Annotated in this window: 12 protein-coding genes and 2 pseudogenes; 12 read left to right on the top strand and 2 right to left on the bottom strand. The window is 45.8% G+C overall.

Annotation, left to right across the window (positions count from 1 at the left end; translation table 11 throughout):
• Positions 1–30 precede the first annotated feature (30 nt).
• Positions 31–1,182 carry a cobalamin-independent methionine synthase II family protein gene (locus ACHBIF_RS00590; protein WP_394717955.1) on the bottom strand — a complete coding sequence of 384 codons (1,152 nt, stop codon included), beginning with the start codon at positions 1,180–1,182 and terminating at the stop codon, positions 31–33.
• 200 nt (positions 1,183–1,382) lie between these two features.
• Between ACHBIF_RS00590 and ACHBIF_RS00585 the strand changes: the two genes are divergently transcribed.
• On the top strand, positions 1,383–2,549 hold the full coding sequence (locus tag ACHBIF_RS00585; protein ID WP_394717953.1) for an MFS transporter: 1,167 nt from the start codon (positions 1,383–1,385) through the stop codon (positions 2,547–2,549).
• 86 nt (positions 2,550–2,635) lie between these two features.
• Here ACHBIF_RS00585 and ACHBIF_RS00580 read toward each other — a convergent pair whose 3' ends face one another.
• The gene (locus ACHBIF_RS00580) at positions 2,636–2,806 is read right to left on the bottom strand and encodes a DUF3042 family protein (RefSeq protein WP_105122767.1); all 171 of its coding nucleotides are present in this window, start codon (positions 2,804–2,806) and stop codon (positions 2,636–2,638) included.
• A gap of 68 nt (positions 2,807–2,874) precedes the next feature.
• On the opposite strand from ACHBIF_RS00580, the gene miaA reads away from it, so the two are divergent.
• The 11 genes and pseudogenes from miaA to ACHBIF_RS00525 all read left to right on the top strand — a co-directional run bounded on the left by miaA (position 2,875) and on the right by ACHBIF_RS00525 (position 12,079).
• Positions 2,875–3,759, top strand: a complete 885-nt coding sequence (miaA, locus tag ACHBIF_RS00575; protein WP_394717951.1) for a tRNA (adenosine(37)-N6)-dimethylallyltransferase MiaA — start codon at positions 2,875–2,877, stop codon at positions 3,757–3,759.
• Positions 3,752–4,781 (top strand): annotated as a pseudogene (gene hflX / locus ACHBIF_RS00570) (GTPase HflX); the annotation flags it as partial. The gene miaA and the pseudogene hflX, both read left to right, overlap by 8 nt.
• Positions 4,782–4,855: 74 nt before the next feature.
• Positions 4,856–5,002: pseudogene (locus tag ACHBIF_RS00565) on the top strand (GTPase HflX); the annotation flags it as partial.
• The gene (locus tag ACHBIF_RS00560) at positions 4,986–5,615 is read left to right on the top strand and encodes a cystathionine beta-lyase (protein WP_394717949.1); all 630 of its coding nucleotides are present in this window, start codon (positions 4,986–4,988) and stop codon (positions 5,613–5,615) included. The pseudogene ACHBIF_RS00565 and the gene ACHBIF_RS00560, both read left to right, overlap by 17 nt.
• Before the next feature lie 10 nt (positions 5,616–5,625).
• Complete coding sequence (gene rnz / locus ACHBIF_RS00555; protein ID WP_394717947.1) at positions 5,626–6,555, top strand: ribonuclease Z; 930 nt, start codon at positions 5,626–5,628, stop codon at positions 6,553–6,555.
• Positions 6,552–7,307, top strand: a complete 756-nt coding sequence (locus tag ACHBIF_RS00550; protein WP_394717945.1) for an SDR family NAD(P)-dependent oxidoreductase — start codon at positions 6,552–6,554, stop codon at positions 7,305–7,307. The genes rnz and ACHBIF_RS00550 overlap by 4 nt, the downstream gene beginning before the upstream one ends.
• 143 nt (positions 7,308–7,450) lie before the next feature.
• The gene (locus ACHBIF_RS00545) at positions 7,451–9,640 is read left to right on the top strand and encodes a copper-translocating P-type ATPase (RefSeq protein WP_394717943.1); all 2,190 of its coding nucleotides are present in this window, start codon (positions 7,451–7,453) and stop codon (positions 9,638–9,640) included.
• 106 nt (positions 9,641–9,746) lie between these two features.
• The gene (locus ACHBIF_RS00540) at positions 9,747–10,121 is read left to right on the top strand and encodes a DUF4825 domain-containing protein (RefSeq protein ID WP_105161193.1); all 375 of its coding nucleotides are present in this window, start codon (positions 9,747–9,749) and stop codon (positions 10,119–10,121) included.
• 130 nt (positions 10,122–10,251) lie between these two features.
• The gene (locus ACHBIF_RS00535) at positions 10,252–10,680 is read left to right on the top strand and encodes a cupin domain-containing protein (RefSeq protein ID WP_105122775.1); all 429 of its coding nucleotides are present in this window, start codon (positions 10,252–10,254) and stop codon (positions 10,678–10,680) included.
• Complete coding sequence (locus tag ACHBIF_RS00530; RefSeq protein WP_172095204.1) at positions 10,680–11,318, top strand: ATP-binding cassette domain-containing protein; 639 nt, start codon at positions 10,680–10,682, stop codon at positions 11,316–11,318. Before ACHBIF_RS00535 ends, ACHBIF_RS00530 begins: the two co-directional genes overlap by 1 nt.
• Positions 11,315–12,079, top strand: a complete 765-nt coding sequence (locus ACHBIF_RS00525; protein ID WP_394717940.1) for an ABC transporter permease — start codon at positions 11,315–11,317, stop codon at positions 12,077–12,079. Before ACHBIF_RS00530 ends, ACHBIF_RS00525 begins: the two co-directional genes overlap by 4 nt.
• Positions 12,080–12,107: the final 28 nt, after the last annotated feature.

Raw genomic sequence — 12,107 nt, 5'->3', positions numbered from 1 at the left:
GCAATGCTGATGGCTCCTTGATTTACTTCTTTAGTCAGCCCAGAATTTGGCTGCAATGTCTTGACCTTGTTTGATTTTCGCCCATTGTTGTGGGATAGCAAGCTCATTGCCAGAGTCACATGATGCAAAACCGCACTGATGTGACAGGTAGAGGCGTTCTTTTGGAATGATTTTGCTGGCCTCTTCGAGGAGTTTGTAAACACGCTCTTCATCGTCGAGTTCAGAAGTCTTACTTGAAAGCAGACCCAGAACAATTTCGACATCCGAATCTTTCAAGCTTTCCAAAGCTTTCAAATCGCCGGCACGCTCATCATCCCATTCCAGGAAGAAACGGCTGTAACGCTGGTTTTTCAAGAATTTCTCAGCGATAGCCTCGTAAGTACCACCAGCTGCAGAGCGACTTTCATAGTTACCACGGCAGTTATGGGTCCAGACTGTCAAGCCAATTTCATGACCGTAGTCAGCAACGGCATTGTTGATAGCGATAAATTCATCTGCAAGAGTAGCCAAAGCTTCTGGGTCATCCTGCGGCAAGAATGGCACAGGATTCGATGGGTCGAAGAGTTCCCAGAGACAGTCGTCAAATTGAACAATCTGACCACCAGCAGCCTTATACTGGTCCAAGAATTCCTTGTAGGCAGCAATGAGGCCTTCTTTCAAGTCTTCACGGGTCTTGTAGACTTGATCTGGTCCAACCTGACCGTTGAAAATAATCAATTCATTGAAGGCATGAGCTGGTCCGTAGATAGTCTGCTTGGTTGTCGTGTCCCCAGCCAATTCCTGTACTTGCTTGTAAATATCGATGAAGTGGTGATTTTTAGAAGAAAGTGGAGCGGTAATGCGAAGACCGATGTCCTTACGAGTTTCATAAGGCTGGCCATCGTGGTCTTTAAATGGATAGCCGTGATCAGCGATGTAACGCTCGATACCCTCAAAGCCCCAGAGGAAGTCCAGGTGCCACATAGAGCGACCAAATTCGCCATCAGTTACGATGTCTAGACCATTTTCTTTTTGTTCCGCAACGATTTTCTCGATAAGTTCAGTTTCAGTCTCTTTGTAGCCGTCGAAGGCATCGTAAAATGGGTACTTGATGTCATCACGTGCCTCGATTTGGCGCTTGTATTCTCCAAGGGCTGAAGGGCGGAGGAGGGAGCCAACTAGTAGGAATCTTGATTGTGTCATGTTATATTTTCTCGCTTTCGTTTGGTATGTTTGTATTCTAACGTAAATTTTCCCATTTGAAAAATAGTTATTTAATGGGAAATGATATAGCTTAAAACTATAACCAGAAATAAAACAGAATAACTTTCTATCATTTGTCAAGTATGGTATAATCATACTTGCTGAAATCCGAACGTTAGAGAAGGGACAACTATCACGATATGAAAAAACAATCGCTATTTATGGTAGCTGGTATTATTATGCTGGGTGTGGTTATGCGGGCTCCCTTTACAGCCTTGCCTGCCATTTTGACGGACATCGCGGCTGGCTTGGGGGTACAAGTCAGCTCCTTGGGGGTTCTGACCTCTATTCCGCTGATTATGTTTGCCCTCTGCTCATCCTTGGCACCGCGCTTGGCTGGCAAGCTAGGCTTGGAAAAGTTGATGGCGCTGGTGCTCTTCATCATGACTATTGGCTCAGGAATGCGGGCCAGCGGTCTGGTGGGCTTGTTTGTAGGAACCGTTTTGCTGGGCGGGACCATTGCCTTTATCAATGTCCTGCTGCCAAGTATTGTGACAGCCAATTTTCCTAAGAAAATCGGGCTTTATACCACTATTTATGTGACCCTGATGGGGGTGGCTGGAACTACGGCCTCTATGGCGGCAGTACCTGTGGTTACGGCGACTTCATGGCAGACCTTTATCTATCTGGTCACGGCCGTAATCTTTTTGGCCCTCTTGATTTGGCTGCCAAATGTCCGCCATAATCATCGTTTTGAAAGTAATCAGGAAAAGTCATCTGGTCAATCTCTTTGGAAAAATAAGGCTGCACTTGCCTTTCTGATTTTCGGCGGTCTCCAGTCGGTGCTCTTCTATACAGAGATTACCTGGCTCCCAACCATTGCTCAGTCCATTGGCTTTAGCAAGGCTGAGGCTGGTTTCATGTCCGGCATGTACAATCTCATGGGCATTCCCATGTCTATGGTGACACCGGCTATTCTTTCTCGTCAGACCAAGGATGGGCGTAGGTGGATAATGTTAATCATCTCCGCTGTTTCTCTAGTAGGTCTCGCTCTCATGGCCTTAGCGCCTGTAAATCTTGCCATTTGGACTGCCATTCATTTGATTTTGAGCTTTACCAATGGTGCATTGTTCCCTTATATGATGCTGGGCTTTACCCTGAAAACCAGCAACCCACAGGCGACTGCCCAATTATCCGGTATGGTGCAGACGGGCGGCTATCTGATTGCTGCCTTTGGTCCAGGTCTCCTGGGCTATAGTTTTCCAGTATTTGGGTCATGGTTACCGCTGATTTTGGCACTAGCAGTGGTGACCCTGGTCATGATGTGGACCATTGTCTTGATTGAGAAGGAAGAGATTATTTTGTAGGAAAATGCTGAAGTCAACAGTCCGTTTTGGGCTGTTTTTATGTTGCTGCCAAAAGAAAAAAGCTGGACGTTTCATCCAACTTTTCCTTAACGTGACACGCGACGGCGTGCTGCTTTTTTACGATTTTCTTCAATGAAGGCTTCTTTCTTTTCTTCTGGTTCGATAATTGTTTTATGAACGGTGAAGATAGCACCTGCTGCCACAGCAACGGTAGAAAGAACGCCTGTCAAGAAACCTTTGCCAAAACCTTTAGCCATAGTGAATTCTCCTTTACTTGTGTTATAATAGATTTTAGCGAAAAAACAAAAAATTTTCAAGGAAAAAGATGAAAACTAAGGTAATTGTGGTCTTGGGACCGACAGCGGTGGGAAAAACAGCGCTGGGAATTGAACTGGCCAAGCGCTATAAGGGCGAAATTATCAGCGGAGACAGCCAACAGGTCTACCGTAAGCTGGATATTGGGACAGCCAAGGCCAGTCCAGAGGAGCAGGCGGCAGCAGTTCATCATTTGATTGATGTCCGGGATGTGACCGATGGTTATTCGGCTTATGAATTTGTAGCAGAAGCCAAGGCCCTGATTGCTGACATTAAAAGTCGTGGCAAGTTGCCTGTTATCGTTGGTGGTACGGGACTTTACATCCAAAGTCTGTTAGAAGGCTACCATCTGGGCGGGCAGGTTGACCAGGAGCAAGTTCTTACTTATCGGGCGGAACTCGACTGCTTGTCTGACGAGGATTTGGAAACAATGGCAGAGCAGGCAGGTTTGACGGTCGAGGGAAACAGCCGACGGAGAATGATTCGTGGGTTAGAGTTGAAAAAAATTGGCAAAAACTTAGAAAATACAGAGTCAGAATATGAGCCTCTTTACATCTGCCTGACAGATGACAGACAGGTTCTTTACGACCGCATCAATCAGCGAGTGGATAAGATGATGGAACAGGGTTTGCTGGAGGAAGTGAGATGGCTCTATGAGAACCACCCGACCGCTCAAGCGGCTATGGGCATCGGCTATAAGGAGTTTTTCCCCTATCTGGCTGGTGAGATTTCGCTGGAAGAGGCTATCGATAAGGTCAAGCAGAACAGTCGCCGCTTTGCCAAACGCCAGTTGACTTGGTTCCGCAACCGCATGCCCGTAACCTTCTATGAAATCGGTCAGCCGACAGTCAAAGAGGCCATTTTTACCGCTGTGGAGGAATTTTTAGATGATTGAAACCCAGAAAGAACAAGAACGTGCCCTCCTGGTTGGAGTGGAATTACAGCAGACAGATAATTTTGACATGTCCATGGAGGAGTTGGCAAGTCTTGCTAAGACGGCTGGCGCTCAGGTCAAGGGAGTCTACACTCAAAAACGTGAAAAATACGACAGCAAGACCTTTGTCGGCTCAGGGAAACTAGATGAAATTGCCCAGATGGTCGAAGCTGACGAGATTGATACCGTCATTGTCAATAACCGGCTGACACCCCGTCAGAATGTCAACTTAGAAGAAATTCTCGGTGTCAAGGTCATCGACCGGATGCAGTTGATTTTGGACATTTTTGCCATGCGAGCTAGGAGCCACGAGGGGAAATTGCAGGTTCATCTGGCCCAGTTAAAATACATGTTGCCCCGTCTAGTTGGTCAGGGGATTATGCTCAGCCGTCAGGCAGGGGGGATTGGCTCTCGTGGACCGGGTGAAAGCCAGTTGGAGCTCAACCGTCGAAGCATTCGCAACCAGATTCACGACATCGAACGCCAACTCAAAACAGTGGAGAAAAACCGAGCGACTGTTCGTGAACGTCGCTTGCAGTCGGGGATTTTTAAAATCGGTCTGATTGGCTATACCAATGCTGGTAAGTCCACTATCATGAATGCTATGACCGACAAGCGTCAGTACGAGGCGGACGAACTCTTTGCCACACTGGATGCCACGACCAAGCAGATTAACTTGGCTGACAAGTTCAACGTGACCTTGACCGATACGGTTGGGTTCATTCAGGACCTGCCGACCGAGTTGATTTCTGCCTTCAAGTCCACCTTGGAGGAGTCCATGAATGTGGACCTCTTGCTCCATGTCATCGATGCTTCTGACCCCAACCACAGTGAGCAGGAACAGGTGGTCTTGGACATTCTCAAGGACTTGGACATGTTGGATATTCCCCGACTAGCTCTCTATAACAAGCTGGACAAGACCGATGACAGCTTTACTCCCAGTCAGTTTCCTCATGTCATGCTGTCAGCTAAGGATGAAAATGCCAAAGGCCATATTCAGATGATGGTCTTGGCCAAGATTAAGACCATGTTTGAACGATTTGAGGTCAGGGTCCCACTTGCTGAAGCTTATAAATTGCATGATTTAGCCACTTTGGCACTGATTGAACATCGGACCTACGAAGAGGATGTGGAAGTGGTATCAGGCTATATCGCTTCCAGCAATAAATGGAAGTTGGAAGAATTTTATGACGGATTATCTTGATTTGGCAATCAAATACGGTGGCTTTACCAGTCTGGACAAGGTCTATCTGGCTAAGAAATTAGAAGATTTGACCGACCAGCAGAAGTTGGACTTCATCACACCACCGCCTTCAGTTATCAATGCTTATTTTGCGGAAATCTACCAGAAACAAGGAGCAGAAGAGGCGACGGATTACTATCTCGCCCTATCTCAGCAGCTGAGCCTTTTTCCAAAAAAGCCCAGCTTTGAAGAAGATAAGCCTTTTGTCCGCCTGAATTTATCAGGCAAGTCTTTCGGATTTGCCTATGTGTCGACGGACGGTTTGGCTCAGGTCTTTGCCGAGCAGGACGTTGAGGTTGCAGAGAATTTGCTGTTTGAGATTGCGCAAATTTTCCCTCACTATGTAGTCTTTGAGCAAGCAGGCAAGGTGTGGATGAAAGGCAATGATTTTGATGAGACTATCTTGGTGGCAGAAGAGACAGAATTTCTTCTGACGGATGTGTCTGTTAGCGACCAATTTGTCAAAATAAGTGGTCTCAATCAAGAAGAAGTCCTGCAAGCGGCAGAAAAGTATGACGGTCAACGGTATGTTGCTTGGTCGGGTCGCTCTGCAATTTTATATATAAAACATTAGAAAGTAAACAATGCAAATTCAATTTTTAGGTACGGGGGCGGGTCAGCCCTCCAAGGCAAGAAACGTGTCCAGCTTGGCCTTGAAACTCTTGGACGAAATCAATGAGGTCTGGCTCTTTGATTGTGGCGAAGGAACGCAAAATCAAATCCTTGAAACAACCATTCGTCCGCGCAAGGTGGCTAAGATTTTCATTACTCACCTGCATGGCGATCATATTTTTGGTTTGCCCGGGTTCTTGTCCAGCCGTTCTTTCCAGTCTAGTGAGGAGCAGACGGATATTGAAATTTATGGTCCGACGGGCATTCGTTCCTTTGTCTTGGCCAGTCTGAAAGTGTCAGGTTCCCGCTTGCCTTACCGCATTCATTTTCATGAGTTTGACGTAGAGACAGTTGGCAAGGTTCTTGAGACGGACAAATTTACGGTATTCGCAGACAAGCTGGATCACACGGTGCCATGTGTCGGCTACCGCGTCATGCAAAAAGATTTGGAGGGAACGCTGGATGCGGATGCTCTCCGTGCGGCCGGTGTACCCTTTGGTCCCCTCTTTGGAAAAATCAAAAATGGTCAAAACGTGACGCTAGAAGATGGGACTGAAATTATCGCGAGTGACTATATTTCTCCTCCTCGACCTGGCAAGGTAGTGACCATTCTTGGTGATACGCGCAAGTGTCATGCTAGTGTGCGTCTGGCTGTTAATGCTGATGTGCTGGTGCATGAGGCGACTTACGGAAAAGGCGATGAGAAGATTGCTCGTAAGCACGGGCATTCGACCAATATGGAAGCCGCTCAGGTTGCCAAGGATGCTGGTGTCAAGCAGCTCTTACTCAATCATATTAGTCCACGATTTTTATCCAAGGATATTAGTCAATTACGGAAAGATGCAAGTACTATTTTCGAGCAGGTTCATATTGTCAAGGATTTAGAGGAAATTGAGCTATGAGAACCATTCTAATCACAGGTGCCTCTGGTGGCTTGGTACAGGAAATGGTGCCCTTGCTGAAAGATGATTTTTTGATTTTACTAGGTCGTGATGTGGCAAAAATTGAGCAGCTCTATGCTTACCATGAAAAAAAGGCTGTCTTTGATGTAGACATTCGAGATGAAATAGCTCTGACGGCATTTTTTGATGAACTGGATAGTCAGTTTGGTCAGATTGATATTCTAGTCAATAATGCTGGCTATGCCATTTATGATGATTTTGAGAATTTTTCCAGCCAGCAGGTGCAGGCTATGTTTGACATCAATACTTTTGCCTTGATGACCCTGTGCCGTTTAGTAGGTAAACGGATGAAGGCCAGACGGAGCGGGCAGATTATCAATATCATTTCCATGTCAGGCTTGATTGCTTCAGCTAAGTCCTCAGTTTATTCGGCGACCAAGTTTGCAGCTATGGGATTTTCCAATACCATTCGCTTGGAATTAGCCCAGTATGGTGTGACAGTTACAACTGTTAACCCAGGACCTATTGCGACTGGCTTTTTCGACCAAGCAGATCCAGGTGGTACTTATCAAGAAAGTGTCAAGGCTTTTTTACTCCAGCCAGATTATGTTGCCAAGAAGATTGTTTCAGCTATGGGGACAAAAAAACGAGACATCAATCTGCCTTGGACCTTGGCGGTAGCTCATAAGCTCTATACTCTTTTTCCGAGGTTGGCTGATTATTTGGCAAGTACTGTTTTTAATTTGAAATAAAGAAAAGTGAACACATAATATGACCTAGATGGATTAATGCCATTCTAGGTTTTTTTGATCTAATCGGTTGACATTTTTTGACTACAAGTGTAAACTATAATTGTAAATCGATTACAAATGTAGACAGAAATAGGAGTTATCTTATGAACCATTCAAAAGAAAATAAGCAGGAACACCAACATATGATGCATTCTGAGGAAGTTGGTCAGACCAGCCATCATTCTCATCAGCAGGAGCATCCTCCTGAAGAGGGGGTTCACGCCAATCATCATTCTGACCATCACGTCCATCACGACCATCATCATGTAGGGGGCTCTGACGTCAGTCATCATTCTCATCATACTCATGATTCTCATGATGCTCATCAGCATCACCAAGGGCATGACCATGACATGATGGAGCATGGTGGGCACATGATGCACATGGGGGATATGAATACAAAGCTCAAGGTGGCAGTGGCAGTCATGATTCCCCTACTGGCCATTTCTCCAATTGCAGGTTTCACTCTCTTACGTTTTCCGGGTGTTGAACTTGTCCAGCTGATACTAGGTTCTATTATCTTCTTCTACTCAGGAACACCTTTCTTTAACGGAGCTAGAGGGGAGTTGCGAGCTAAAAAACCGGCAATGATGACCCTGATTTCCATGGGGATTATTGTTTCCTATCTTTACTCCGTTTATGCGACCATTTTAGCGTTATTGGGACAAGAAAGCATGAACTTTTGGTTTGAGTTGTCTACGCTGATTGTCATTATGCTGATTGGGCATATCATTGAGATGAAGGCAGTTATGGGAGCAGGCGATGCCCTGAAAGACTTGGCCACTCTCATTCCGAAAAAAGCCCATCTCAAGGATGGGACAGATGTTGCGGTAGAGGACTTGCAGATTGGGGATTTCCTCTTAGTCAAGGAAAATGAAAAAATTCCGGCCGATGGTAAGATTTTGAGTGTTGCTCATATTGATGAATCCATGATTACTGGGGAATCTCGAGCTGTCAAAAAAGAGGCGGGAGATAGGGTATTCGGTGGTTCGCTCAATCAAAACACGCCCTTTGAAATGGAAGTGACCAGTCTTGGTAGGGACAGCTTTTTGGCGCAGGTGACCGAAATGGTCCGTCAAGCGCAAAACCAGAAATCCAAGCTTGAAAATATGGCTGACCGCGTAGCCTCTTGGCTCTTCTATGCAGCTTTAATTGTGGGGATTTTGGCCTTTATTTATTGGACCATGACGGCCAATCTTGCCTTTGCCTTAATGATGGCAGTTTCTGTTTTTGTCATTGCCTGTCCGCATGCCCTTGGTTTAGCCATTCCCCTTGTTGTGGCGCGATTGACCACGATTTCTTCAAAAAATGGTCTTTTGGTTCAGAACCGAACAGCTCTTGAACAGGTTAACCAGATTCGGTTTGCCTTGATGGATAAGACCGGAACCTTGACCGACGGAAAATTTCAAGTTCGCCACAGTCAAGATTTGGTTCAGGGAGCAGATACGCTGGCCAAAATGGCAGCGTTAGAAGTTCTTTCAACCCACCCAATTGCCCTTTCGATTGTGGAGGCGGCAGGTCCACTTTTCTATCAAGCAGAACGGGTTGAGAATATCCCTGGTAGTGGGATTCGAGGCGTCTTGGATGGAAGGATTTATGAAATTATTTCCTACAAAGGTGTGCAGGAAATAGGTTTGTCAGTGGATCAGGACGTGATTGCACCTTATCTTGATTTGGGCCTTACTTTGAGTTTTTTGGTGGCTGATCGTGTAGTCTTGGGATTTGTAGCCTTGGGAGACCAGATAAAAGAAGATGCTAAAGATTTTGTAGAAGGCTTGAAAGCGCAGGGCATTAGTCCTGTGATGTTGACGGGAGATAACCCAGCTACTGCACAAAAAGTGGCCAGTCAGTTGGGCATAGAAGATTACCGAGCTGAACTTAAACCAGAGGATAAGGCGAAGCTGGTCAAGGACTATCAGGCGCGTGGGGCAGTTCTTTTCATCGGAGATGGGGTCAATGATTCGCCTGCTCTAGCGACGGCAGATTTAGGCTTTGCCATTGGCGCAGGAACTTCTGTTGCCATCCACTCTGCAGATGTAGTCTTGGTTCAATCCAATCCATCAGCGGTCTTGGATATGTTGAGCATTGCCAAGACAACCATCCGCAAAATGAGGCAAAATCTCTGGTTTGGGGCAGGTTACAACATCATCGCCATTCCTTTAGCTGCTGGAATCCTTTATCCAAGCATGGGTATTATGGTGGATCCTTTATTGGCGGCCGTGCTCATGAGTCTATCAACGGTTATTGTCGCTATCAATGCTATGGGTTTACGTTACAAAGGTGACAGAGAGTAGCTTGATACAGCCTGTTCTTGGTATACATTACATGAAGTCAATTTTCTTGACAGGCTTTGTGTAAGGGTTTACAATTTAAAGTATATAAGCTTCAGGAGGAAAAGTCATGCGAAAATATTTATTTCTTGTTTCCTGTTTGTTCCTCGTCTTTTTAGCAGCCTGTCAGGCAGAGAAAAGCCAAGAGGTGAATCTGGAACAGTACAAAACAGACTATGTTGGTGACAATAGCAAGGTCAGTCAGTTAGCTGCTTTACAGGATTATCCTGAAGGTTATACTTATGACCATATCGAAATCCAATCAGACAAGGAACCCTATCAATTAACAGTATTTTTGAAGGTAGAAAAAGCCTCTGACAAAGTGGCAGAGGAGCTCCAGTCAAACAGTCAGTCCCTATTTGACCTGATTGGCAATCTAGAGCAGGTGGCTTTTGTAGATGCGACCAGCCAAGGAGAAATTGCTCATTTTACTAGGAAAGATTGATCAGTTAAGCTGGTCAATTTTTTTTATGAATTTTTTTCAATTTCTTTCTTGACAAGTTGCAGATAAAGTTCTATAATTATAACAATTCTAAATAAACTTTAGAATGATTACAATTTGAGAGGTATATAAGATGACAACGAAAGATTTTGGTAAAGCACCATTTGTAACAAATATTGAAGACGCAACCTTGGAAAATACAAACTACCGGACAGCCCTTTGGACTGGGGAACTCTTGCAGGTGACCCTCATGTCGATTCCAGTTGGTGGGGATATTGGCGCGGAAGTGCATGCTGAAAATGATCAATTCTTGCGCGTGGAGCAAGGGAAGGGACGGGTTATCATGGGAACAGATGCGGACAACATTACCCTTGATACAGAAGTAGTTCCAGAATTTGCCATTTTCATTCCAAAAGATACCTACCACAATGTTATCAACATTGGCGATGAGGACTTGAAACTCTATTCTATCTATGGTCCTGCTCACCATGCGCATGGCACTATTCACGAGACTCAGGCTATTGCAATGGCTGCGGAAGAGGCAGAGGAGGCAGGTCGCTAATGCCGATTTTTCAGCTAAATCACGTCGGCTTAGTTCATGCAGACACGACCATTTTGGAGGATGTGACGCTCAGTATAGATGCTGGTCAGCGCCTGACCTTGGTTGGTCCGTCCGGGTCTGGTAAGAGTTCGATTTTAAAACTGCTGGCAGGGTTGACTTCTCCTAGTCAAGGACAAGTCCTCTACCAGTCTCAGGATTTGGCACAAATGGATATGCCTATCTACCGCAGAGAGGTTTCCTATTGTTTCCAGCAGCCGGTTCTCTTTGGGCAAATGGTGCGGGATAACCTTGCCTTTCCTTTTGAGATTCGTCAGCTGGATGTTGATGAAGAAAGCACGGTTCAAGCTCTTGCCAAGGTAGATTTGCCAGCGACATTTTTAGACAAGAAAATCTCCGAATTGTCGGGCGGTGAAAAACAGCGCGTGGCCTTGGTCCGCAATCTTCTCTTTGAGCCCCAGGTGCTCTTACTGGACGAAGTGACGGCTGGATTAGACGCGATAAGCAAAGCCTTGGTGCATGACTTGATTGCCGATTACCACAAGGCAGGACACACCATTGTCGAAGTCACGCATGATGCGGAGGAAATAGCAGCAGCCAGCACCATTATCCAGGTAGAGAAGGGGAGAATTGTCCAATGAACCAAGTAAATGTAAGCAATCTTTCTCTGGCCTTGGTCTTTGGTCTGGTCTTGATTGCGCTTAGCATCAGCCAAAAGGAAAAACTGGGAATTACCAAAGACATTGTGATGGCTGTCTTGCGGACGGTGGTCCAACTCTTTCTGGTCGGCTATGTCTTGAAGTTTGTCTTTCAAGTATCTAATGGCTGGTTGAGCTTGGTCATGGTCCTAGTCATTCTCTACAATGCTAGTCGTCAGGCCAATAAGCGTAATCCTGTCGCCAACAAGTTCTTCTGGCATCCATTTTTTGCGCTTCTGATTTCCACTGGATTGACCTTGAGCATTTTGATTTGGTCGGGGGCTATTAAGTTCATTCCCTCGCAGGTCATTCCTATTTCTGGTATGCTAGCTAGCAATGCCATGTCGGCCATCGGTCTGTCCTATCGAGCCATGTACCGTCTCTTTACGGATAATCGCCAGCAGGTCTTGGAGAAATTGAGCTTGGGCGCGCCTGCCAAATTGGCTTCGCAGGACATTTTGCGCGAAAGTATCAGGACAGGAATGCAACCGACTATTGATTCAGCCAAGACGGTTGGTCTGGTCAGCCTGCCCGGCATGATGTCTGGTCTGATTTTTGCAGGTGTTGACCCTGTAGCTGCCATTCGTTACCAGATTATGGTCATGTTCATGCTCCTGTCGGCTACCAGTCTGGCCTCCGTTATCGCATCATACGCAGCCTACAAGTCTTATTTTACGGACAAGGTGCAATTGGAATTTGAATAAGAATAAACTGATCTTGAAAAAGGTCAGT

This window comes from Streptococcus sp. A11 (genome assembly GCF_043674225.1).
GTDB lineage: Bacteria > Bacillota > Bacilli > Lactobacillales > Streptococcaceae > Streptococcus > Streptococcus suis_V.
The sequence above is the reverse complement of the archived record's forward strand: the minus strand, read 5'-3'. Positions and strand labels throughout refer to the sequence as shown.